Origin of the sequence: Pantoea sp. BJFS-204 (assembly GCF_049310725.1) — a bacterium.
GTDB classification, from domain to species: Bacteria; Pseudomonadota; Gammaproteobacteria; order Enterobacterales; family Enterobacteriaceae; genus Pantoea; species Pantoea agglomerans.
Map to the genome: position 1 here is coordinate 101,833 of NZ_JBMOWE010000005.1, position 23,958 is coordinate 125,790.

General features: G+C 57.1%; 21 protein-coding genes. 11 read left to right on the forward strand and 10 right to left on the reverse strand.

What is annotated here, in order from left to right:
- Positions 1 to 75 precede the first annotated feature (75 nt).
- A complete protein-coding gene (locus tag ACO6VX_RS15170) occupies positions 76 to 972 on the forward strand; it encodes a LysR family transcriptional regulator (protein ID WP_132499352.1) in 897 nt (298 codons plus the stop codon).
- Positions 973 to 1,082: 110 nt separating this feature from the next.
- On the forward strand, positions 1,083 to 2,288 hold the full coding sequence (locus ACO6VX_RS15175) for an MFS transporter (RefSeq protein ID WP_010252067.1): 1,206 nt from the start codon (positions 1,083 to 1,085) through the stop codon (positions 2,286 to 2,288).
- 55 nt (positions 2,289 to 2,343) lie between these two features.
- Here the strand turns inward: ACO6VX_RS15175 and ACO6VX_RS15180 are convergent, their stop codons facing one another.
- Positions 2,344 to 4,734: a glucose/quinate/shikimate family membrane-bound PQQ-dependent dehydrogenase gene (locus tag ACO6VX_RS15180; protein WP_010252065.1), complete on the reverse strand. Its 2,391-nt coding sequence runs from the start codon at positions 4,732 to 4,734 to the stop codon at positions 2,344 to 2,346.
- A 275-nt stretch (positions 4,735 to 5,009) separates the two neighbouring features.
- Positions 5,010 to 5,609 (reverse strand): hypothetical protein, encoded by a 600-nt coding sequence (locus ACO6VX_RS15185; RefSeq protein ID WP_029519503.1) that lies wholly within the window; start codon positions 5,607 to 5,609, stop codon positions 5,010 to 5,012.
- Positions 5,610 to 6,009: 400 nt separating this feature from the next.
- Here ACO6VX_RS15185 and ACO6VX_RS15190 point away from each other — a divergent pair, with 400 nt between their 5' ends.
- Entirely contained in the window at positions 6,010 to 7,251 is a 1,242-nt protein-coding gene (locus ACO6VX_RS15190; RefSeq protein ID WP_163799172.1) for an MFS transporter, read from the forward strand.
- A gap of 323 nt (positions 7,252 to 7,574) precedes the next feature.
- Here the strand turns inward: ACO6VX_RS15190 and ACO6VX_RS15195 are convergent, their stop codons facing one another.
- Together ACO6VX_RS15195 and ACO6VX_RS15200 are read right to left on the reverse strand one after the other, a co-directional pair.
- Positions 7,575 to 7,784: a hypothetical protein gene (locus ACO6VX_RS15195; protein WP_010252057.1), complete on the reverse strand. Its 210-nt coding sequence runs from the start codon at positions 7,782 to 7,784 to the stop codon at positions 7,575 to 7,577.
- A 205-nt stretch (positions 7,785 to 7,989) separates the two neighbouring features.
- Positions 7,990 to 9,147 carry a Gfo/Idh/MocA family protein gene (locus ACO6VX_RS15200; protein WP_010252054.1) on the reverse strand — a complete coding sequence of 386 codons (1,158 nt, stop codon included), beginning with the start codon at positions 9,145 to 9,147 and terminating at the stop codon, positions 7,990 to 7,992.
- Between the two features lie 270 nt (positions 9,148 to 9,417).
- On the opposite strand from ACO6VX_RS15200, the gene ACO6VX_RS15205 reads away from it, so the two are divergent.
- Together ACO6VX_RS15205 and ACO6VX_RS15210 are read left to right on the forward strand one after the other, a co-directional pair.
- Entirely contained in the window at positions 9,418 to 10,302 is an 885-nt protein-coding gene (locus ACO6VX_RS15205; RefSeq protein ID WP_191924142.1) for a BadF/BadG/BcrA/BcrD ATPase family protein, read from the forward strand.
- 40 nt (positions 10,303 to 10,342) lie between these two features.
- Positions 10,343 to 11,461 (forward strand): ROK family transcriptional regulator, encoded by a 1,119-nt coding sequence (locus tag ACO6VX_RS15210; RefSeq protein WP_022625245.1) that lies wholly within the window; start codon positions 10,343 to 10,345, stop codon positions 11,459 to 11,461.
- A gap of 57 nt (positions 11,462 to 11,518) precedes the next feature.
- On the opposite strand, the gene ACO6VX_RS15215 is transcribed toward ACO6VX_RS15210, so the two are convergent.
- A complete protein-coding gene (locus tag ACO6VX_RS15215; protein WP_010252048.1) occupies positions 11,519 to 12,610 on the reverse strand; it encodes an ABC transporter ATP-binding protein in 1,092 nt (363 codons plus the stop codon).
- 12 nt (positions 12,611 to 12,622) lie between these two features.
- Positions 12,623 to 13,222 (reverse strand): GNAT family N-acetyltransferase, encoded by a 600-nt coding sequence (locus ACO6VX_RS15220; RefSeq protein WP_191917321.1) that lies wholly within the window; start codon positions 13,220 to 13,222, stop codon positions 12,623 to 12,625.
- 550 nt (positions 13,223 to 13,772) lie between these two features.
- Between ACO6VX_RS15220 and ACO6VX_RS15225 the strand changes: the two genes are divergently transcribed.
- The 4 genes from ACO6VX_RS15225 to ACO6VX_RS15240 all read left to right on the forward strand — a co-directional run bounded on the left by ACO6VX_RS15225 (position 13,773) and on the right by ACO6VX_RS15240 (position 18,284).
- The gene (locus tag ACO6VX_RS15225) at positions 13,773 to 15,104 is read left to right on the forward strand and encodes an extracellular solute-binding protein (protein WP_010252044.1); all 1,332 of its coding nucleotides are present in this window, start codon (positions 13,773 to 13,775) and stop codon (positions 15,102 to 15,104) included.
- Between the two features lie 57 nt (positions 15,105 to 15,161).
- Positions 15,162 to 16,034 carry a carbohydrate ABC transporter permease gene (locus ACO6VX_RS15230; protein ID WP_010252041.1) on the forward strand — a complete coding sequence of 291 codons (873 nt, stop codon included), beginning with the start codon at positions 15,162 to 15,164 and terminating at the stop codon, positions 16,032 to 16,034.
- Entirely contained in the window at positions 16,034 to 16,849 is an 816-nt protein-coding gene (locus tag ACO6VX_RS15235) for a carbohydrate ABC transporter permease (protein ID WP_187506874.1), read from the forward strand. The genes ACO6VX_RS15230 and ACO6VX_RS15235 overlap by 1 nt, the downstream gene beginning before the upstream one ends.
- 103 nt (positions 16,850 to 16,952) lie before the next feature.
- Positions 16,953 to 18,284: a glycoside hydrolase family 28 protein gene (locus ACO6VX_RS15240; RefSeq protein WP_129063227.1), complete on the forward strand. Its 1,332-nt coding sequence runs from the start codon at positions 16,953 to 16,955 to the stop codon at positions 18,282 to 18,284.
- 1 nt (position 18,285) lies between these two features.
- On the opposite strand, the gene ACO6VX_RS15245 is transcribed toward ACO6VX_RS15240, so the two are convergent.
- Positions 18,286 to 19,356, reverse strand: a complete 1,071-nt coding sequence (locus ACO6VX_RS15245; RefSeq protein WP_033787519.1) for a tartrate dehydrogenase — start codon at positions 19,354 to 19,356, stop codon at positions 18,286 to 18,288.
- Positions 19,357 to 19,420: 64 nt separating this feature from the next.
- Between ACO6VX_RS15245 and ACO6VX_RS15250 the strand changes: the two genes are divergently transcribed.
- The gene (locus ACO6VX_RS15250; RefSeq protein ID WP_022625248.1) at positions 19,421 to 20,359 is read left to right on the forward strand and encodes a LysR family transcriptional regulator; all 939 of its coding nucleotides are present in this window, start codon (positions 19,421 to 19,423) and stop codon (positions 20,357 to 20,359) included.
- 201 nt (positions 20,360 to 20,560) lie between these two features.
- On the forward strand, positions 20,561 to 21,655 hold the full coding sequence (locus tag ACO6VX_RS15255) for a YncE family protein (protein WP_062759354.1): 1,095 nt from the start codon (positions 20,561 to 20,563) through the stop codon (positions 21,653 to 21,655).
- 30 nt (positions 21,656 to 21,685) lie between these two features.
- On the opposite strand, the gene ACO6VX_RS15260 is transcribed toward ACO6VX_RS15255, so the two are convergent.
- The 3 genes from ACO6VX_RS15260 to ACO6VX_RS15270 form a co-directional block, all read right to left on the reverse strand.
- A complete protein-coding gene (locus ACO6VX_RS15260) occupies positions 21,686 to 21,979 on the reverse strand; it encodes a DUF1330 domain-containing protein (RefSeq protein WP_010252030.1) in 294 nt (97 codons plus the stop codon).
- Between the two features lie 10 nt (positions 21,980 to 21,989).
- A complete protein-coding gene (gene yghU, locus ACO6VX_RS15265; protein WP_010252027.1) occupies positions 21,990 to 22,853 on the reverse strand; it encodes a glutathione-dependent disulfide-bond oxidoreductase in 864 nt (287 codons plus the stop codon).
- A 218-nt stretch (positions 22,854 to 23,071) separates the two neighbouring features.
- Entirely contained in the window at positions 23,072 to 23,950 is an 879-nt protein-coding gene (locus ACO6VX_RS15270) for a sugar phosphate isomerase/epimerase family protein (protein WP_010252025.1), read from the reverse strand.
- Between the last annotated feature and the right edge of the window lie 8 nt (positions 23,951 to 23,958).

Genomic DNA, 23,958 nt, shown 5'->3' on the forward strand with positions numbered 1-23,958 from the left:
CCCATCAGCCACAGTGACCCCGCCCGAACGTGTTAGTTTGTTGCCAGCATCCCTTTACTGTCGGAGTCGGGAAACATGGAAAACGGCGCGAATTTAACCGCCATGTTGGTATTTGCACGGGTTGTGGAATTACAGAGTTTCAGTGAGGCGGCACGCGCACTCGGCTTGTCCAAATCCCATGTCAGCCGGGAGATCGCCCGTCTGGAGCTGCGGCTCGGTATCCGGCTGCTGCAACGCACCACCCGGCGGCTGGCGCTGACCGAGCTGGGCCAGGCGTACTATCCCTACTGTGTGCGGATGCTGGCCGAAGTGCAGCGCGCCGAAGCCTTTGTGCAGCAGGTGCATCAGCAGCCCGCCGGCCATGTCAGGCTGCAGGCACCCGTCACGTTCGGCTGCCAGTGCATAGTCCCTGTTCTTAATCGCTTTCTGCGTCGGCATCTGCATATCAATGTCGATCTTGATCTGACCGATCGCAGTCACGATCGGCTGGATGATCAGGCGGATCTGGCGATTGTGATCCGATCCCGATCGCCACAGCAGGGCAATTTTCGGGTACTCAGCGAAATCGAGTGGGGGCTCTATGCCGCGCCCGCCTACCTGGCGCAGCGACCCGCTATCACGCATCCTGAGATGCTGCCACGCCACGACCTGCTGATGTTTCATGGTCCGGCGCACACCGCCGCACTGCCGTTCCGCCGTGATAAACAGCGGCTGGCACTGGATGTACGTAGCCGTTTTCGCGCCAATAACAGCATGGCGCTGCTCAATGCGGCACTGGCGGGGAGCGGCATCGCCTATCTGCCCTCCTACATGGCCCAGGAGGCGATGGCGCGCGGTGATATTCAGCAACTGCTGCCGGAGTGGCAGATGGATCGTCTGCAAAGTTATCTGCTGCTGCACGACACGCCTGAACCGGCGTCGCCCGTGACGCTGCTGTGCGATGCCCTGGTTGCGGCGCTGAATACAGGCTGATTGTTGCCTACTGACAACAATCAGCACCACAGAGTAACTATCCCGCCGCGACTGTTGTTACTCCGCTACGCCGGTTAGCCTGTATCCCTGATTACTCACCGGATATCATCATGCAACAGTCACCCGAAACTGCAGAGTTTCAGCACTGGCGACGTAACTTAGGGGTCTGCGTCGTCGGCTCTTTTACCACTATCGTGGCGATGACGCTGCTGCTGCCGTTCCTGCCGCTCTATGTTCAGCAACTCGGCGTTGAGCAGCCCGCCGCTATCGCCCGCTGGTCCGGCCTTGCCTACGGCGCGACCTTTTTCAGCGCCGCTCTGACTGCGCCGTTGTGGGGCAGGCTGGCTGACCGCTATGGTCGTAAGCTGATGCTGATTCGGGCCAGTCTCGGGATGGCGATTGCGATGTCGCTGATTGGCATGGCGACCGCGCCGTGGCAACTGGTGGCGCTGCGCCTGCTGGCGGGGCTGCTGGGCGGCTACGCATCGGGATCGACCATTCTGGTGGCGGCACAAACGCCGAAAGCGCAGACCGGCTGGGCGCTGGGGGTGTTGTCTTCCGGCATTATGGCCGGCAACGTGGTCGGACCGCTGCTGGGCGGTGTGCTACCGCCACTGATCGGGATTCGTCAGACTTTCTGGCTGACCGGCGCCGTGATTTTTCTCGCCTTCCTCGCCACCACCTTTTTACTCAAAGAGCAGCCACGTGCTCCCGCGACATCGCGCGCCAGCCAGCAACCGCATCCTGAAGCCGGGCCGGTTAATCACAGCCTGATACGGCTGATGTGGCTCTCTGGCATGTTGCTGATCTTCGCCAGCATGTCGATTGAGCCGATTATTACGCTTTACGTGGGCGAGTTTGTGCAGGGCGACCACCAGATTACCCTGATAGCCGGACTAGTGATGTCCGCGGCGGCGCTGGGCACGGTCCTGGCGGCACCACGACTGGGTCGGCTGGCCGATCGGGTAGGGCACTGGCGGGTGCTGACCGGCGGTTTAGTCGTTAGCGGGCTGCTGCTGATACCCCAGGCATTTATCACGGCGGCCTGGCAACTGGTGCTGCTGCGTTTTCTTATGGGGATGGCGCTGGGCGGGTTGATGCCGTGCATCACGGCGATCATTCGTCATAACGTGCCGGGTTCACAGGTTGGGCGGATGCTGGGATATTCGACATCGGCACAATATATCGGCCAGGTCAGCGGCCCGCTGTTCGGTGGACTGGTGGGCGGTGCATTCGGGATGCGGCCGGTGTTTCTGGCAACCTGCGTGGTGATGCTGTTTTGCGCCTGGCTCAACTGGCGTGGCATGAAAAAGTAGTGCGATCAAAAAAGGCGGACCGGAGTCCGCCTTAGTTTATTCACAGCTGCGTGAATTACTTCTGGTCTGGCAGCGCGTAGGCAATCACATAATCGCCCAGCCTGGTACCAAACGAGCCGTGACCCCCTGCCGCGATGACAACGTACTGCTTGCCATCCACTTCATAGGTCATTGGTGTCGCCTGGCCGCCTGCTGGCAGACGTGCCTGCCATAACAGTTCGCCGGTATCAGTGCTGAAAGCACGCAGGTAGTTATCTGCGGTCGCACCAATGAAGAACACCTTACCTGCGGTGGTGATAGGACCACCCAGCATCGGCATACCCATTTTGAACGGCAGCGGAACCGGTGCGCTATCGCGAACGGTACCGATACGCTGTTTCCACACCACGTTGTTGGTCTTCAGATCCACCGCGGAGATGTAACCCCAGGCAGGCTGTTTGCATGGCAGACCAAACGGTGACAGGAACGGGTTCAGCTCGACGCCATACGGCACGCCATACTGTGGCTGAATACCGGTTTCAGTACCTGAACCACCTTCAGCGCCTTTCGGCGGCTCAATCGGGTTGCCTGGGCCACGTGGAATCAGCTTAGAGACAAACGGCAGCGCCATTGGGTTAGCAATCGCGATCTGGCGATGAGGATCGACTGCGATGCCGCCCCATTCGAACATACCGAGGTTACCCGGGAACACCAGCGTACCCTGCTCAGATGGCGGGGTGAACGGACCTTCATAGCGCAGGCGCTTGAAGATCACGCGGCACACCAGTTGGTCAAACATCGTTGCGCCCCACATATCCTTGTCCGTGAGATTCTGTTTCGGACGGAAGGTCAGCTCAGAGTAGGGCTGAGTGGCGGCAACGTGATCGCCTTTAGCAGCACCCTGTGGCACTGGCGTTTCTGGCGCAGGCACGACTGGCTTGCCGGTACGGCGATCCAGTACAAAGATGTTGCCGGTTTTCGCTGGCGCGTAGACAACCGGTACGGTGTTGCCATCTTTGTCGGTGATGTCAGCCAGCGTAGGCTGCGACGGCAGATCCATATCCCACAGATCGTGATGCACAGTCTGATAAGACCAGACCAGCTTACCGGTGGTGGCGTTCAGGGCCAGCACGCTGCTTGCATAACGCTCCTGCTCTGGTGTGCGGTTACCGCCCCAGATATCCGGTGTGCTCACGCCCATCGGCAGGTAAACGGTATCCAGTTTCGGATCGTAAACTGCCGGTGCCCATGAGTTCGGAGAGTTCATGGTGAAGGTGTGTTCATCAGCCGGTATGGCATTAGGATCTTTTGCGCCTGGATCAAACACCCACAGCAGTTTGCCGGTATTCACATCAAAGCCACGAATCACGCCTGACGGCTCGCGGGTTGAGTAGTTATCGGTAACCGCACCCGCCATCACGATGGTGGTGTTAGTAATCACCGGCGGTGAGGTCGGCTCATACTGACCCGCAGTGGTGACAGGCTGTTTGTGTTGCAGATCCAGCTCGCCGTTAACGCCAAATGCCGGGCAGCGTTCGCCGGTCTCTGCGTCCAGTGCAAACAGACGACCATCGTTGACCGGCAGATAGATACGACGTGAACACAGCGCAGGTTGAGTGTTCGCTGCATCGGCGGCTGCCGGCACTTCGTGGTAAGAAACACCGCGACAGGTCACGTGCTGGAAGGTTGGGTTGACCTTCATGCCCGGATCAAACTTCCACTTCTGCTTACCGGTGGCCGCATCCAGTGCAAACAGGATCTGGTGTGGCGAACAGAGATAAAGCGTGTCGCGGATTTTAATCGGCGTGACTTCGTCGGTAATTTCACCCGGATCGTTAGGGGTTTTCATGTCGCCAGTCTGGAACTGCCAGGCAACCTGCAACTCTTTCACGTTCTGGTGATTAATCTGCTTCAGCGGAGAGAAACGGGTTCCCTGCTGATCACGCGCATAAGCGGGCCAGTCAGCGTCCGGGATGTTGCTCAGCGGCGCAGCCTGCGGGGCGTTGTCAGCGGTTTCTGGTACTGACCCGTTGATGACCTGCGGATCGTTGAATACCGCATAGGCCAGCACAATGGCACTGGCAATCAGCGCCACAGCCATGGTACCCAGCGCGGCTTTGCTGCCCGCATTGAAGCTGCGATAGACAAACGGCAGGATCAGCCAGACACCGAAGATCACCAGCACATCGGTGCGTGGTGCCAGTGCCCAGAAGTCGGTGCCCACTTCCCATACACCCCAGATCAGGGTGCCGATCAGCAGCAACGCATAGAGAACCAGCGCAGTGCTTTTACGACGGGAAAGCAGATAAGCGGTGATAAGCATCACCACACCGCCAAAAACGTAATACCAGGAACCACCAATGGCGGCTAACCAGCCACCGCCAATCAGCATAAACGCGCCCGTCAGCACTGCGAACAGCACCGTCAGGAAACGAATTACGCCAAAAGATGAGGAGTTTTTCCCCATAATATCGACCTCGTTTCGTTGCCATAAAACACACGAAAACAACCAGATAGGCTGTTTCCAGTTATCAAGTACAAATGATTAGGGTGTTCTGAAGTATCTCTTCCGTTAAGACAGACGATCCCTTTGTGTTAAATGTTATAGCAAAATCAGATCGAGGTTTGATTTTTTTGGCTTAAACCGCTTAACAACTGGAATAAAACGACATTTTATGGGGGATTAAAGGACGTTAAGCGCACCGCCGTGTGCCCTTAACGCCGGAAGGCAGGATTTGTGAATCAGCAGCTAATAAGATCGCCGTCCGAGCGTTGCTGTTGCCAGCCGCTGATATTTATCTCAGCAAACTGCTCAGCGGTTAAGGGCGGCGTATGACTTCGTACGATTACCTCTGCCCCTTTTTCACGAAACGTCGCCATAAAAAAGGGAAAGGTAAACTTCTCATAATTATCATTAAAGAAAGATTCGGTTAAAACAATTCCTGAAAAAGGAAAAGATTCCAGCAGTCGCCAGTCTGCACCCGGCGGCGCAAAATCATAAAGCCAGAAATCAAATTTCTTTGTTAATTCAAGCAGTGACGTACTGTGTGCTGCCAGACTGGAATAATTAATTCCAATCCGGACACGCGCATTTTGTAAATGCGTATAGGCATCCGGAACCGCGATCATTCCCCGTAATCGAATATCTTCCACCGGCACAACCATTAATGCTGCTTCAGTAGCAATTTGATTGTGTAATGAAATAATGTTGTTTGTATTAAGTATATTGCCGCTATCCTGGTTTTGCTGAAGATAAGGCACGCTATAACAAATGCCAGTGACATTACGCTTAACGTGATGGATTGGTTCAGTAACATAGGGGTTATATAAACTGTTTTTCATTATCTCTATGAAATTCAATAGAAAGGATTTGTTGTTAATTAAGCATATAAAAAGTCGCATTTTTCTAAACGCGTGAATAAATATAGATCACATGCTTAATCCAAATCATCCTTTTGTTGCCTGAGAAAGTAAATAAACCTGTTAGCAAAGAAACGATAATTCCTTTGGCGTCTGATGATGTGCTGGAATATATTCAATAGTCGGGACCAATAGGCTGGTAATAATCATGAGGGGTCTGACGCGCCTCGGCCGGACAGGGACGCTGCTTATCGCGCAGGGAGGCTGCGCTGGAGCCGCAGGCCTTCTGCTCGCATCCGGTCTGCTATCGTGAAGCCGACAATCACCACACCAATAACACCGCGCAACGACGCGGGTTTCCTCACCTGATTTGGGATAAGACATGGTATTTATGGCATCGGCAGCGGAAGAGTCGCTGTGGCGACATCGGACATTTGTCGCCTTCTGGGTGGCGCGTACCTGCTCATCATTTGGTTTTCAGATGTTCTCGGTCGCAATCAGCTGGCAGATCTATGCGCTGACCAACAGCGCGATGGCGTTAGGGATGATTGGCTTAATGCAGTTTCTGCCGTCGGTGTTGCTGGCGCTGCCAGCGGGCCATCTGGCGGATCAATATGACCGGCGGCGGATCGTGCTGTTGGGTCAGCTGGTGGAATTTGCCGCACTGCTGGCATTAGTGGTGCTTACCTTATTCCATACCCCCGATAAGACCGCGTTGTGGGGGCTGGTGTTTATGATTGCAGTGGCGAAAGCGCTGGAGTGGCCTGCGATGTCTTCGATGCTGCCGTCGCTGGTGCCACCTTCGATTCTGGCGCGTGCGATGGCGATGAACTCCGTGGGCGGTCAGGCAGCGGTTATCGTCGGGCCGACGATTGGCGGGCTGCTTTATGTCGCCGGGCCGCATGTGGTGTATGGCGTTTCCGGGCTATTTTATCTGGTTTCGCTGACGCTGGTGAGTCTGCTGCGTTATGAGCGTCCGGTGCAGGCTCGTCTGCCGATGAATATGAAGAATCTGTTTGCCGGGATTCACTTTATCCGTGAGCGCAAAGATGTACTTGGGGTAATTTCGCTCGATCTGTTTGCGGTGCTTTTGGGCGGTGCAACGGCGCTGCTGCCGATTTTTGCCAAAGATATTCTGCATACCGGGCCCTGGGGGTTGGGGATGTTGCGCGGCGCACCGTCGGTGGGAGCATTGCTGGTGGGCATCTGGCTGAGCCGTCACAAGCTGGAGAAGCATGTCGGGATGATTATGTTTGGCTCGGTGGCGGGCTTTGGCGTTGCGACGCTGGTGTTCGCGCTTTCCACGCAGTTATGGCTGTCGCTGGTGGCGCTCTGTGCATTGGGTGGCTTTGATATGGTGAGTATGGTGATCCGGGGTGCGCTGGTGCAGCTGGATACGCCGGACACCATGCGCGGTCGGGTGAATGCGGTTAACGCGATTTTCATTAATACGTCGAATCAGCTGGGCGAGTTTGAGTCTGGGTTGCTGGCAGCCTGGATGGGTGCGGCACCGGCGGCGGCGATTGGCGGCATCGGTACGCTGGTAGTGGTGGCGCTTTGGATGAAGTTGTTTCCGCATCTGCGACGGCGTCAGAAGCTGGAGAATGAGGTGGATCCGGTTTGAACAACCGATGCTGGTAAGGCAGATGCGGTTGTAGAATTGTGTGCAGGTTCAGGGAGCATGAGCCTTGCGCAAAAACGCAAAAGCGCCATCCATTCGCTGTGAGTATGTAAGTTGCCTCTGACTGAGACGCAAACCGGACGAACGCAAAGCTCCGGGACGCCTTTCAAAACGTTCCTGATTTACACGAAAACACGTTCCTTGCTATAACTTATCTCTCATCGGCAGGCCTGTGGCCTCCTCAGTCAGCTTAAGCGCTTATAGAGGGTTCCGTTATGAATCAGACTCACTCCATTCCGGAAATTTATAATCCTGATGTGCCGTATTCAGTAAAGTGCGAGATCGTGGCGCAGCTGTGCCGGGCGCTGGCTTCCCATAAAAACATCCCGGTTAGCGCCCTGAGAAAATATCTTCTGGAAAAAACTCACGTTGATTTCGAAAATCTGGAGGATAACCCGGTAGGAATGCTGCTGCTGTATGAGTACCTTCACTGCCAGCGCCCCTCGGTCTGCGCCCGGAATGAAAAAAACCTTCATTAAGCGCTGCCTTCAGCTTAATCAAATACGCCTTCGGAGAAGAGGGCTGGAGAAGGGGCGGTTGAGTTGTCGCTGGCAACGGTTTCCCGAGCCAGCTCAACCTCAATATTGTCACTGGCCCGAAGGCCAGTACAGGAAGTTACCAGTCATACTGCCATTAAAATCCTGGGGTCAGAGGGGGAGGCCGACCCGCAGGCTGGAGCCATCAGGCCCCGGTTTTTCCCAGGTTGGCGTCAAATGTTAGCCAGCTTTCACGCATGTCCACTACGCTGCGGGTTTTACGGGCCTCATCGATTTTTATTGCCGTGAGGCCTGCTTCCAGCGCGTCCACTACTGAAACTTTCAGCGGTGTTCCCTGTTTAATATGTTTAACGATCTCTTCAGCCATCAGCGCATCTGCGCCGTAATGGCCATCATACGCATTGCCGCTGTAGGCGGTATCGACCTCTTTCTCGCCGCTGCGTGCGTTGTGTACGCGGAAGTAATTTCGCACGAAGTCGCCTTCCGCCATGCCGTCGGTGCCCATGACACAGAAACGGCGGAACTCATCCGGCACATTCAGATTGGCGTGGAAGGCCAGCGTCGCGCCGCCTTCGTACTCAATCAAGGCAGTCTGGTAGTCGACAATATCGGCATCGCTGTCGAACACCGCATCGGTGCTCGACCAGCCGCTGGGCTTCACGTGATAAAGTTCTGAGTCAGCGGTGATAGCTCCCTGCGGCGCATGAGCGGGAGTAAAGGATTTCCGGCCACCAAAGCTGGCGACGCGGATCGGGCGCTCCTGCAACAGCCCCTGATAGAGATCGATGTCGTGACAGCATTTTTCCAGAATGTACGGACCGGCATATTTCTCCAGACGGCGCCAGTCGCGCTGAAAGAATGCGCCGTGATAAGGCTTGATATGTTCTGTCGCCTCAATCGAGGTGATCTCACCCAACTGACCCGCATCGCGTGCCGCCAGCAGATCGTGATAGAGCGGGGAATAGCGCAGTACCAGGCCGACCAGAATGCGCGCTTCGCCATACTGACGTACCAGCTTCGCCATTTCCATGGTCTGCTCTTCATTGATCACCACCGGCTTTTCGGTAAACACCGTGTAACCCGCTGCCAGCGCCTGACCCACATGCTCCAGATGCAGAAAGTTGGGAGAGCCAACCAGCACGACATCCATTCCGCCATGTTCCAGCAGAGCATCGATTGACGCAAAGGCCTGGCCGGGCGCGATACCAAAGCTGTGCAGATTAGGCAGTCCGGCAGGTGCCGGATCGTAATAACCCACTACCGAGAAGGCGTCGTCGGCTTTGCTGAACTCTTTGATCACGTGGGACAGTCGAAAGCCGAGACCGATAATGCCTACTTTCATGTTAAACCCCTGCTCCTGAAATCGCATGATGCATAGCCCGCCTGTGATCGGGCGCGCCTGTTGATAATCTGACCACCAACTTATTACGACAGAAAAACTAATGTCAATAACGCACTGCGCGTTTTGCGAGGGGGTTTTTGTTATCATGATGTAAAATAAGAAGAAAATTCAGATATGATTTTGCTATATTTATTTGTTATTGCGATTTAAGTTTTTTTATCCTATCGTTCGCTCATTATGGCTATAACCCTTAATCAGGGAAGGAAGCGCGTGCAACCACACTATCTTCTGGGCATTGATGGCGGCGGTACACAGTGTCGCGCGCGGTTAACCGACCTGCAGGGTCGCATGCTGGCGGAAGCCACCGGCGGGCCTGCCAACGTCTGGTCAGACTATGACGCGGCGCTGACCTGCGTCGGGCAGCTGATCGAACGGGTATTGTCACAGGCGGGATTAGCCCCGGAGGCGCTGGCGCAAACCGCGCTGGTCGCCGGATTAGCCGGTGCGAATGTCACCTCGGTACAGGCGCGGCTCGCCAGCTGGCAACCTGCCTGCGCGGCGTTACAGGTGGTCAGCGATGTGGAGATCGCCTGTGCGGGCGCCCATGGCGGCGCACCTGGCGCCGTCTTTATTATCGGCACCGGCAGTCAGGGAGCCGCGTGGGATGGCGAACAGTTTACGCTGCTTGGCGGCTGGGGCTTTGCCTTGTCTGACCAGGGATCGGGCGCTGAGCTGGGCCGTCGTGCGCTGCGGCTGGCGCTGCTGGCCCATGAAGCGATTATTACCCAGAGCGCTCTTACCCGGCAGCTGATGGCGCAGTTCGACCACAGTCCGGAAACCATGCTGCTCTGGACGCGCTCAGCGACGCCTGCAGACTGGGCCCGCGTGGTGCCACAGATTTTTGCGGCCGCCGACGCGGGCGATGGTCATGCACAGGATCTGCTGCATCAGACCGCAGCCGATATCGGCCTGATGGTCCGCCGTCTGACTGCCCTGAGCAGCGGACCCGTGGCGCTGATGGGGGGACTGGCCACGCCGATTCAGCGCTGGCTGGATGACGATATTCAGGCCCGGCTGGTGACGCCGCAGGGCGATGCCCTGAGCGGGGCGCTGATACTGGCGCAGCAGCTGACGCCTGCCCGATTACCGATCTGAAGCTGGCTGAGCATCCTCAGCCAGATAACCCGAGGAATTTATGACCGCTCCCAACGTAACCGCGCGCATTCTGCGGTTGATTGTTGAAAATGCGCCGATCAGCCAGTCAGACCTGAAAGTTCGTAGCGGACTGAGCATGTCGACCGTGTCGCAGGCGACTAATCGCCTGCTGGCGCAGGAAATCGTGCAGGAGCTGGGGCTGCGTCGCGTGTCGATGGGGCGGCCAAAAACGCTGCTTGGGCTCAATCCCGATCGCGCCAGCGTGATTGGCATTCAGCTCAATGCGGAACGCAACCTGATCGTCATGACCGATCTCAGCGGCAATCTGCTGGGCGAGCAGCAGATGCCGAAAGGCACGCTGACGCCGCGCCAGCTCGGCGATGCGCTGGCGAAATTCCTGCGCGGTGTTGAGGAGAAGCGGGTGGGCGCCATTGGCCTGGCACTGTCGGGACTGGTCGATGCCGAAAACGGCTACTGTATCCGATCCAAAGTGCTCGACTGGGACAACGTCCCGATTGCGCGCCTGCTGGAAGAGCGTTTTTCGCTGCCGGTGTTTATCGAGAATGACGCCAACGCCATGGCAATGGCGGCGCTGGTGTTTGGTCAGCTCGGCAACGCGCAGTCGGCGGTGATCGCCACCTACGGCAAAGGGATCGGGGCGGGCATCATCCTGAATCGTCAGCTCTACCGCGGTCGTCACGGCAAGGCGGGGGAGATTGGCAACGGGCTGGTGGGCGACGGCTCACTGCGTCTGCTGGAAGATGTCGCCTCATCGCGTGCCATTCTGCAACGGCTTGCTGACCAGGAACCGGTGGAAGGCCTCACGTTGCAGGCGCTGGATCAGCGGCCAACACCCGAGGTGCTGGCGGTGCTGGAAGAGGCAGGACGCGAGCTGGGAATTTCACTGGCGAACCTGTCGGTGGCTTACGATCCGGATGTGGTTTATCTGGCGATGGAGCCGCACATGGCGTCACGCATTCTGCTCGATCACATCACCCAGAGCTTCCAGGCCTACCGGCTTAAACTGACGCCGCACATGACGCCGCTGCAGTTCCTGACTGAATCGAACCGCATGTGGGCGCTGGGCGCGGCGGGTTTTGCCGTCAACCGGCTGCTTGATCTGCTGGCGGCGCAGGCCGATGAAGAGCCGGTTACCTGAGTTATCCCTCGAATAAAAACGGGCGCCGCGGCGCCCGTTTTTGTTTCCGCGCTTCCCTTAGCGCAGGCGCATTCCCTGCTCATCAAACAGCAGGCAGTGCGCGGCAGAAAAGCCCAGTTCAACCTGGGTTCCCAGATCGCGCGTGGTTGCTTCACGCTCTTCCACCACCAGCATCTCTTCACGCCCGATATCCAGGTAGAGATAGTTGGTGTGGCCCAGCATTTCGCCATAGGCCAGCTCGCCGTGAAAGCGCAATGCCTCCGGCGTCTGCGCGGCAGGCTGGAAATGCTCGGGACGAATCCCCAGCGTCACGGTTTGCCCCTCGCGGCAGTCGGCGGCGATTTTCAGCACCAGCCCCTCAATCTTCAGTTCCGGCACCCGCAGCTGCACTTCACCCTCGCCCGTGGCGCTGATTTCCGCCCGCAGGAAGTTCATTTTTGGCGAGCCGATAAAACCGGCGACAAACAGGTTATCCGGGTCGTGATAGAGCGTCAGCGGTGCGCCGACCTGCTCAATGCGGCCCTGACGCAGCACGACGATGCGGTCAGCCAGCGTCATCGCCTCCAGCTGATCGTGGGTGACATAAATCATGGTATTGCCGAGCGAGGCGTGCAGCCGCGCAATCTCAATCCGCATCTGCAAACGTAGCTCGGCATCGAGGTTAGAGAGCGGCTCATCGAACAGGAAGATACGCGGATGACGGATAATTGCCCGGCCAATCGCCACGCGCTGCCGTTGTCCGCCAGAGAGCGCGCGCGGCAGGCGGTCGAGCAGTTCGGTGAGATGCAGGCGGGCGGCCGTCCGGGCAATCGCCTCGTTGATCTCCGCTTTGGACTTTTTCATTACCTCAAGCGGATAGGCCAGGTTGCCGCGCACCGTCATGTTGGGGTAGAGCGCATAAGACTGAAACACCATAGCAATGCCGCGCTCGGTGGCGGGCTGCTGCGTCATGTCCTGCTCCTCAATCAGCAACTGACCGCTGCTGATCTCCTCCAGCCCGGCGATCATCCGCAGCAGTGTCGATTTGCCGCAGCCGGATGGCCCGACAAACACCACAAATTCGCCGCTGTTGATCGTCAGATCGATGCCATGAATGACATTAACGTGTTCATAAGACTTCTTCACATTCTGCAAGCGCAGGCTGGTCATCGGCTACCTCACTCAGAGTAACTGGCCCATGTAGATGGCATTGCTGCGCAGGATTGGGGTGAACCCCATGCGCTGATAAAAGGCACAGACCTGCTCATTCTGCAGGCTGACGCCAAGATGGACACCGCTGACACCGGCAGCGCGCAGCGCCGCCAGCTCATGCTCAATCATCCGGCGACCCCAGCCGCCTTTCTGTGCCGCCGGCAGCAGGTTGATATGCAGATGAGCGGGCCACTGCGTCACCAGCGTGTCAGCGGCCTGGTCAGGATGGCGTATTGAGTCGAGCACTTTGCTGTCGAGCGGCGCGCTGGCGCTGCGATCACGATATTTCTCCTGCAGCTGCGGCCACCATTCGGTCTGTAGCTGCGCTTCAAACGCGCGGGTATCGGGCGCGGCGACCACATAACCCTGCACCTCACCGTCCCGCTCCAGCACAAAAGCAAAGTCAGGCGCGAAACGCGCATAAGGCACAGCAAAACGCTGGCCGGGATAGTCAGGATCGGAATAGAGCGCGCGGGCATCGCCACCTGCATCGGCTGTTTCCAGGCAGATGCGGTAGAGCGCCGGGTAGTCCGCCGGGGTGGCCGGACGAATGACACCTTGATTCGCCATGGTGAATTCTCGTGAGTGAGTGAATCGGTCAGGGATTGAACAGATCCGCATATAAAAGTTACGTTAATGAAAGTGGACTTAGTTTTCAAGATAGAATAATTACCTTATCTCACTAACACGGGCGCTTCGGCAATGTTTACCGGCATCGGGATGCACAACTGTGATCGCCAACACGCCCGGATCGTGGCGGCTGGCAGCAGATTCACGGCCAGTGAAAGGGGAAAAGTGTGAGCGTGATAGGATTTTCGTATGTTTTATCAGGACGTTATTTTGCAATGATTGCACTGGCATCTCCTGCTGCAGAAAAAGTAGCTGGCGACGCACCGCCACGGTTAATCGCGTAAATGCCAGCGCAGTGTGCTGAATTTCACGCCATGCCGCTGTTTATTTGCGCGTGCTCACAGCGTTGTAATTCCCCGCGCAGGCTGTTTGACTTTATTTTTTTATTAAAGTAAGTATGAGTGAGTGCGTTTGTGTGCGGCTGCAGCCTGCAGGATGTCAGGCGGTGAGATGAAAGGATGCCGATCCTGGTCTGAAGAAGGTGAGCATAATGTCTGTTTCCTCCGTTCGTTCGTTCCGAATTCGCAATGTGGGTCGGCTGCTGGCAGCGGGCCTGCTGGCGGGCAGCGTCTCGCATGCCGCCCACGCCGCCGTTACCCTGAATGAGTGGGATATCTACAACTACCCGGAGCAGACTGCCGCGGTAGATGAAGGGATTAAAGAGTTTTCCCAGCAGAATCCCGGCATTGTGATTAACCGCTCGGTTCACTCCTTTGAAGATACCCGTATTCCTCTGAAGCTGGCGCTGACCGCCGGTGATGGCCCGCAGATCGCTCAGGTCAACCAGGGCGGCGGCGATATGGGCTCGCTGGTTAAAGATAAGCTGCTGCTGCCGCTCGACAGCTACGCCGCCAGCAACGGCTGGACCACACGCTTCCCGGACTCGATTCTGAAACGTAACCGCTGGTCAGACAGCGGCGAGTTCGGCAGCGGCAAACTCTATGGCGTCGCCAGCCTGGGCGAGATGGTCGGGCTCTATTACAACAAAGCGCTGCTGGATAAAGCAGGTATTGCCGTGCCGAAAACGCTGGCTGAGCTGGAAAGCGCGATGGCGAAACTGAAGCAGCAGGGCACCGCGCCGATGATGCTCGGTCTGCTGGATGGCAACATGGGCCAGCAGCTGCTCAGCACCCTGTGGCAGGCGCAGATTGAGAGCCACGACCGCAAGACGCTGGATAATCTGATTTACGATGTGGGCGGCACCTTCAAAGACAGCAAGCTGGTCAATGCCGCCTCTATGATGAAGAGCTGGACCGACAAAGGGTACTTCTTCCCTGGCTTCCAGGGCATCGGTCACGACGATGCGGCGACGCTGTTCCAGAACGGCCAGGCCGCGTTCCTGGTCAGCGGCACCTGGTATCTCGGCCAGTTTAAAGACAACAAAGATATTCACTTTGCCGCGATGCCTGCCGGTGAAGGCGTGAAGCAACCGCTGATGGTGGGCGGTACCGATCTGGCGTTCTCCATCACCAGCACTGCCAAAGGCAAAGATCAGCAGGAAGGTGCGGCGAAGTTCATCAACTATATGGTCTCTGATGCCATGGCGAACCGCTGGCTGAAGGTGGGCTTCCTGCCTGCCAGCACCAACAAAGCGGCGAAAATGCCAGCGGACAATCCGCTGCTGGCCGAGGCGTATCAGGTCTGGCTGACACTCAATGATTACGACGGTTTAGGCCACTACGTGGACTGGGCGACACCCACCATGAACGCCGAGCTGAATCAGAACGTTCAGCTGCTGCTGGCGGGCCGTCAGACACCCGATCAGATGGTAGTTAATTTTGATAACAACTATCAGCGTTACCTGAAAACACTGAAGCATTAAGCCGGAGGCCCGGCGAACAGCCGGGCCTGAGCCTCGTTCTGAACCACGAGTAGAGTTATGTTGAATTTAAGTGGCTGGCGTAATTTTCTCTATGTTCTGCCTGCGGTGCTGGTCTATGCGGTGTTTCTGCTGTTCCCGCTACTGGCCTCGCTGGGCATCAGTTTTACCGAATGGGACGGCACCTCGCTGCCGGTGTTTAGCGGCGTCAGCAACTATCTGCGGATGTTCAGCGATCCGGTGTTCTGGATTGCGCTGGGCAATAACGCCATCCTGATGCTGTTCTATACCCTGTTGCCGATTGGCGTCGGCCTGCTGCTCTGCAGCTTTCTGTATGACACGCGCAACAACAGCGAACGCAGCGTGCTGCGCATTCTCTTTTTCCTGCCCTACATCATGCCGATGGCGGTGCTGGGCGTGGTGTGGCGCTGGCTCTATAACCCGGCGTTTGGTCCGATCGACCAGATATTACGCGCAATCGGATTGCCCCAGCTGGCGCTCTCCTGGCTGGGTGATTTTACCTGGGCGCTGCCCGCCGTGGGTCTGGTCGCCACCTGGTACTTCTTCGGTTTCTGTCTGGTGCTGTTTATGGCGGGCCTGCAGCGCATGGATCCCTCACTGCTGGAAGCGGCCGATCTCGATGGCTCGTCGCGTCGCCAGAAGTTTATGCGCATTACGCTGCCAGGCCTGCGACCCGAGCTGCGGATTGCCCTGCTGCTGACGGTGATCGCCAGCCTGAAAGCCTTTGACCTGGTCTATGTGATGACGCAGGGCGGCCCGGGCACCTCCACCATGGTGACCAACATCTTTATGTATAAGCAGGGCTTTGATCTGCACTACTTTGGCTACGCCTCGTCGGTGGCGGTGTTCAGCATGGTCATTGTTTTAGGGATTAACTATCTGATCCATCTGGCCTTAAAGGAGCGTTACTGATGCGAAGCTCGCCGGTGATTTCACGCGCGCTGATCTGGATCGTGGCGCTGATGACGATTCTGCCGTTCCTGATGGCGCTGATGACGTCGTTCAAAACCCAGATGGAGCTGTTTCAGGGGGTCTTCACGCTGCCCGCCTCGCTGAATTTCAAAAACTACCTGACCGCGTGGCAACAGGGACACTTCAACGTCTACTTCCTCAACTCGGTGCTGGTGGTGATTCCGGTGGTGCTGTTCAGCGTGCTGCTGGGCATTCTGGCCGGGTTCGGTTTCGCGTGGCTGAAAATCCCTGGTAAAAAAGTCATCGGAGCGATGCTGGCGCTGGGGATGGTATTGCCGAGTGAAGCCTTTATCATTCCGCTCTATCACGAGCTGCGCTGGATGGGGCTGACCAACACCTATCTGGCGCTGATCCTGCCGCAAATCGCCCTGTCGCTGCCCTTTACCACGCTGATGATCGCCAGTGCTTTCCAGCAGGTGCCGAAAGAACTGGTGGAAGCGGCGGTAATGGATGGGGCATCGCGGGTCAAAATTCTGTGGGGCATTCTGGTGCCCGCTATCTGGCCGACCCTCTCAACGCTGGGGCTGCTGCTGTTTATCTGGACCTGGAATGAGTTCCTGATCCCGCTGATTCTGGTCAACAAGGATGAGTTACGCACACTGCCAATTGGCATGATGTTTTTCCAGAACAAAAACACCATCGACATTCCGGTGCTGATGGCGGGCGCGATGATTGTGATTATGCCGCTGATCGTGGTGTTCCTGATTTTCCAGCGCAAGTTCATCAGCGGCGTCACCGAAGGGGCCGTGAAGTAATCTGTGATAGCCCGCACGAAACGGCGCACTGGCGGCCAGACAAAGGTTTGCCGCGCCGTATCGTGCTGCAATTCCTCCTCCTCAATCCTGCGGGAGACGCATGATGCACCTTTCCCTTGCTGATTTTCACCCTGTCGCCGATGGCGAAACCCCGGACACGGCCGTGCTGCAACGCGCTATGGATCAGATTGCGGCGGCGGGCGGTGGCCGTCTGACCCTGCCTGCCGGGCGTTATCGCAGCGGCTGCCTGAATCTGCCCTCTGATTTTGAACTCCATCTTGAAGCGGGCGCGGTGCTGATCGCCAGTCAGCGGCTGGCTGATTACCAGGCGGTACAGGCGCTGAGCTGTGCTGAGAAGTCCCACAATGTGCTGCTCTATGCGCTGGGCCAGCGCAATATCACCATCAGCGGCACCGGCCGTATAGACGGTGACGGTGAAGCCTGGTTTGCCGCTGAGCGTGACGAGCAGGGCTATCGCCTGCCGCGTGCGGACCGGCCGCGGATCATTGTGTTTGAAGATTGCGAGCAGGTAACGCTGACCGCCTTTACCATCGTGCAGGCGCCAATGTGGACGGTGCATCTGGTGAGCTGTCGCCATGTGCATATCGACCACCTCACCATCGACAATGCCATGACCATGCCGAATACCGATGCGCTCGATATCGACAGTTGCGAAGCGGTGTTTGTCAGCAATAGCTATCTCAGTGCCGCCGATGATGCCATCTGCATCAAAACCACCCATAAACCGGCCGCGCTGCGGCGTCCGGCGCGGCAGATTATGATCACCAACTGCCTGCTGCGTAGCTACAGCTGCGCCTTTAAAATCGGCACTGAAACCTGGGATGATGTGGAAGATGTCACGGTGACCGGCTGCACCATTTTTGATTCCAACCGTGGCATTGGCATTCTGTCGCGTGACGGCGGCGCGATGCGGCGTCTGCTGTTCAGTAATCTGACTTTTGCCTGTCACCATGCGCCGCCCTGTCACTGGGGAAAAGCCGATCCGCTGCATATTTCGGTGCGCAGGCGCGATCCCGCCATTACGCCAGGCATCGTAGAGCAGGTGCAGTTCAGTAACGTTACGGGCGTGGCGGAAGGGGCGATTAACCTGCATGCCGCAGAACCGGGCTGGATACGCGATGTGGTCATCAGCCAGCTGCAAATGCGGCAGATCGTGGCACCGGTTGCACAGGGACACTATGACGTACGGCCGCCCTGTAATCCGGACTCCCCGACCGGCATGGGGCTGGATAACGCCTACAAACTTGACCCGAAAACCGGCGAAGCTTTTGGCGTAGAGCGCTATCCCGGCGGGCTGCCGGGCCTGTTTGCACGCGGGGTGGAGAACCTGCAACTGCACAGCCTGGCGATAGTACGGCCGGAACCGTTACCGCCAGGCTGGCACCCCGAGTGCGTGGTGCAGTTGCCGGACTAAATCACAGCGCGGCGGCGATGGCCATACCGAGCTGTTCGGTGCTGGCGCTGCCGCCGAGATCGCGCGTCAGGTGCTCACCCGCTGCCAGCGTGCGTTCAATCGCGTCTAACACCGCATCACCTGCCGCTTTGTAGCCGAGGTGCTCCAGCATCATCGCGCCACACCAGATCTGTCCGATGGGATTGGCGACGCCTTTACCGGCGATATCGGGCGCAGAACCGTGAACCGGTTCAAACAGGCTGGGGAACAGGCCTTCCGGGTTGATATTGGCCGAAGGGGCGATGCCGATAGTGCCGGTACAGGCCGGGCCGAGATCGGAGAGGATATCGCCAAACAGATTGCTGGCGACCACCACATCAAACCAGTCCGGATGCAGCACGAAGTTAGCGGTGAGAATATCGATGTGATACTTATCGACGCGAACATCGGGGAACTGACCGGCCATGGCTTCAACGCGGCTATCCCAGTAGGGCATGGTGATGGCAATGCCGTTCGATTTGGTGGCGGAGGTCAGGTGTTTCTTCGGCCGACTCTGCGCCAGCTGATAGGCAAACTTCAGGATGCGATCGACGCCGGTGCGCGTCATCACCGTCTCCTGAATCACCACTTCACGTTCGGTGCCGGGGAACATGGTGCCGCCGACGCTGGAGTATTCACCCTCCGTGTTTTCGCGTACCACATAGAAGTCGATATCGCCGGGCTGACGGTTCGCCAGCGGCGCTTTGACGCCTGGCATCAGTCGCACCGGACGCAGATTCACATATTGATCGAACTCCCGGCGGAACTGCAGCAGCGAGCCCCACAGTGAAACGTGGTCGGGCACCACATCGGGCCAGCCGACTGCGCCAAAATAGATCGCATCAAAGGCTTTCAGCTGTGGAAACCAGTCGTCAGGCAACATTTTGCCATGCTGCTGCCAGTAGTCGGCACTGGCGTAATCGAACCACTCCCAGCGCAGCGGAATGTTAAATTTCTCTGCGGCCGCATTCATTACACGGACGCCTTCCGGCATCACTTCTTTGCCGATGCCGTCGCCAGGGATCACGGCAACAGAGTGAATTTTGTCAGTCACAGGGTACCTTTCCGGTTGATGTTCGAATTGTGTACGCAGTATAACTGTCGCTTCCGGGGAAATAATGAGCCTGAAAGGCAATCCAGTGTTGAATAAAAGTAGAGAATCCCGCACCTCCACCGATGATTTAGCCTTCTTTGTTCGCCTGGCTGCGCTGGATAGCCTGACTGCGGCGGCGCGCGAACTGGGATTGTCGCTGGCGGCGGTAAGCAAACGTCTGAGCCAGCTGGAACAGCGGCTTGGTGTGCAACTCCTGCGCCGCACCACGCGACGACTGGAGCTGACGCCGGAAGGGCGCCGATATCTGGCGGGTGCGCGTCCGTTGCTGGATCAGCTGGCGGCGCTGGAAGAGGCGGTCAGCGGCGAAACCGCTCAGCTGCGCGGCACACTTAACATTAACGCCTCATTTGGCTTTGGCCGTCGGCATATTGCGCCCTGCGTCTCGGCTTTTGCCGCGCTGCACCCGGAACTCTCGCTGTCGCTGCAGCTCAGCAGCCAGCCACTTAATTTTCTTGATGCCCACATGGATATTGATATCCGCGTCGGGGAACCGCCCGACTCACGGCTGGTGGCGCGCAAACTGCGTACCAATCCGCGCATTCTCTGCTGCTCACCCGCCTATGCCGCCCGGCACGGTCTGCCGGAGACAGTGCGCGATCTGGCACAACACAACTGCATTTTACTGCGCCAGCACGACAGCGATTTTACCCTGTGGCGACTGACCAGCGGCGAACAGAGCATCAATCAGAAAGTGCGCGGCAGTCTGATCACCAACGATGGCGAAGTGGCGATGCGGCTGGCGATGGATGGGCATGGCATCTTGCTGCGTTCCTGGTGGGATGCGCAGCACAGTCTGGCGACGGGCGAACTGCTGCCGGTGTTACCCGACTGGCAGGCACCGGATGGCGATATTTTTGCGGTCTGGCAGGCGCAGCGTCAGCTTCCGGCGCGTATTACCGCATTTGTGGCGTTTCTGCAGAGCAATCTGCAATCGGTTGATTAGCCAGGCTTTTAAAGGCAGTTTCTGGCGCGGCCAGACGCCTGCGGACAATAAACATACCGCATTAAGCTGATTCGGTTGCGTCAGCGTGCCGCTGCGTTTACAGCGTTTTAGCGGCTGCGTATGATTCTTATTCTTTTTATTTCCAGCCTGTCCTCTGCGTTGTGGCCAGCCGGGAGCAGCAGGCAGATAGGGGAGTTAAGTATGAAAGCGTTGTTCAGTCCGCGTACAGCGGCACTTACACTGGCGATGGTGACCACCTTCAGCCTGACGGCGTGCCAGATGCCGGCGAAAAAAGTGGATGCCAGTGCGCCGGTGGTGATGCAGCCCTCCAGCCCGGATAACCTGATTCAGCGCGAGCTGGGTGAAGGTTTGTACGAGATGGCCTATCTGCCAGCAAAAAATGCCCTCTATGTCGCCAGCGCGCAGGGATTTAAAGATATCAGCGGCGGCATGATCTACCGTCTTGATGCTTCCACGCTGCAGAGCACCGGCGCGGGACACTTCGACCTGAAAAACTTTGGTCTGATCAGTGCGCCTGACGGCAGCGCACTCTACGCCACCAACACGCTGGATGGCGGTATCTCTAAGATCGATCCTGATAACGGTAAGGTGCTGAAGCGCCTGATGTTTGACGAGAAAAACGAGAAAGGCATGCCCTATGGCACGCGTGAAATCTTTCTGCATGACGGGCTGCTCTATGTCGGCGGCGTGGGCGATCCGGGCGTGATCTGGGTGGTTGATGCCAAAACCCTGACGCTGAAAACCCGGATAAAAAATGCCGGGAAGTGGGTCACAGGCATCATCTTCTCGCCGGTCAGCGACCGGATTTATGCGGCGAACGGCAGCGGAGAAATCCTGGTGATCAATCCGCGCAATAACAAAATCGAGCAGCGCCTGACGGCGGGTGACGGGCAGGAGTATCTGTTCCTGAATATGGCCGAGGATCCGGCAACCGGTCGCCTGTTTGTTACGGATAATTCAAAAGCGAAAAATACGCTGGTGTTTGATGAGCGCAGCGGCAAGGTCATTAAGCGTCTGAATCCGGGCGACTCACTAGGGATTAAGTTTAATGGCAAGCGCAATGAGATTTATATCAGCCAGCGCGAATCGAAGAAGGTGCTGCAGCTGGATGGCACCACCTATGAGGTGAAAAACAGCTGGTCATTTAATAGCCATCCCAACAGTCTGCTGGTCTCACCGGACGGGCAGACCCTGTTCGTCACCCTGAAGCAGGGCTTCAATGACGATCACAGCAGTCAGGGGCTGGATGGCGTGGCGCGTATCACACTGCAATAAGAAAAGGCGGCATCGCTGCCGCCTGTATCTTTACTTAGCCACACCTTCTACCAGCACCACGCGATAGTTCGCGCCTTTCAGACGGTGCGCTTTGGCAGCCTGATATTCCGGGCTGTCATACCAGGCATGTGCGGCTTCGCGGCTCGCGAATTCCAGAATCACCACGCCTTCCGCTTCCTGTCCTTCCAGCGTTTCCAGTTCGCCATAAAAGGCGAGAGGATTGATCTGATGATCGCCGCGAGCCTCGCCCGCTTTCTCGGCATAGATCGCCATTTCGTCCTGGTTCAGGGTGTTATCACGAATAAATACAACATATGCACTCACAGGTCTCTCCTTAAGCTTTTTTATCCTGGGTTTTGGTATCGAAGTCAGCGGCATCATGACGCTCGTGCAGCTGATCGGCCGGGTCGCCCATGACACGGTTGACCTTGCGGCCACGAATTACAGCAGGACGCAGCGCGATCTCTTTCGCCCAGCGCACCACATTTTTATAGGACTGCACATCCAGGAATTCGGCACCGCCATACTGGTCATTCAGCACCATGTTGCCGTACCACGGCCAGGTGGCGATATCAGCGATGGTGTAGTCATCACCGGCCAGATAGCGGTTATCTGCCAGCTGACGATCCAGCACGTCGAGCTGACGCTTCGCTTCCAGCGTGAAGCGGTTAATGGCGTACTCAATTTTTTCTGGCGCGTAGTGATAGAAATGACCGAAACCACCGCCCAGGTAAGGCGCTGAGCCCTGTAACCAGAAGAGCCAGTTCAGGGTTTCGGTGCGGCCAGCGATATCTTTCGGCAGGAAGTAGCCATACTTCTCCGCAAGATAGAGCAGGATGTTGCCCGATTCAAATACCCGAATCGGCGGCGTTGCTGAGTGGTCGCTCAGCGCCGGGATTTTCGAGTTCGGGTTTACGTCGACAAAACCGCTGGAGAACTGATCGCCTTCGCCGATACGGATCAGCCAGGCATCATATTCCGCATCGTTGACGTTAAGCGCCAGCAGCTCTTCCAGCAGGATGGTCACTTTCTGGCCGTTAGGCGTGCCAAGCGAATAGAGCTGTAAAGGATGCTTGCCGACCGGCAACGCTTTTTCATGGGTGGGACCAGCGAACGGACGATTAGTTTTAGCGCCGTTACCTTTGGCTTCAGGGTCCCAGGTCCAGACTTTTGCGGGCTGATATGCATTTTCCGACATAATGAAAGTTCGCCTTATGGTGTGGTATTGGTCTGGAGTGTAGCAGGTGCTGCGAAGGGGGTTTAACTCTGCTGGCTGCGCAAGGCCGTGCTGCAGGGGGCTGATGTCAGGCGGGCAGCGGCACAGGAGAAAAGTGAATAAAAGTGTGTCAGGCAGGTGGTTCGTTATCCTGAGCGGAGGTGGCCGTGCAGTCAGCAGCGACTGCACGGCAGGCAGGGTTACAGCAGTTCACGCTCAATCAGTTCGCGGGTTTCTACCGCCTGAACCTTCATCTTTTCCGGGTAGCCAAACAGAGACGCCGCGATGATCGGTTCACCGCCGACTTTATAACTGCGGGTGGCAAAGCCAGTGTCGCGCAGCGTTTTAAACAGGGTGTCGAAGTCCACTTCGCCTTCGCCCACGCCGACATGCTGGTGAATGGTGGCATCCACCCCTGGCGGGTTAACGATGTAGCGACAGTGTTTTGTATGGTTCATGGTGTCGGCGATCAGCATATGCGACAGATCGTCACCGGCATACTCCAGCATCGGTTTCACATCACCTTTGCCTTTGTCATAAAAGAAAGTGTGTGGCGCGCTGTAGATATACTTCACATTATCGCTGCGGAACGACTTCACGATATCCACGGTTTCGTTGTTCTCTTCGCAGAAATCCCACGGATGGGCCTGGATTTCGACGCGGATGCCTTCACGTTCGATGATCGGCAGCAGCTCTTCCATAGAGCGATAGAACATCTCTTCACAGATTTCCGGCTCGTTAGGCGTGCCGGAGAGCTCGGTGTTGATCACCTGCACACCCATCTCAACCGCAATCTCGATCATCCGCTTCCAGTTCTTCACCGCCGCCTGACGACGCAGCTCATCCGGGCCGGACCAGCGATAGACCACGATAAACGAGGAGATCTCCAGCCCGGTGGCGTTTAACGCATTCTTATACTCGGTGATGATTTCACGGCTGGCTTTAGGATGCTTATAAAACGGGTTGATCTGCGGATGCGGCGACTGTTCGATATATTTGTATCCCCAGTCGGCCACCTGATGAACCATACGGGTGATGCCTAAATCTTTAATCACATCCACATCAAAAGCGATTTTCATCTTTCTGC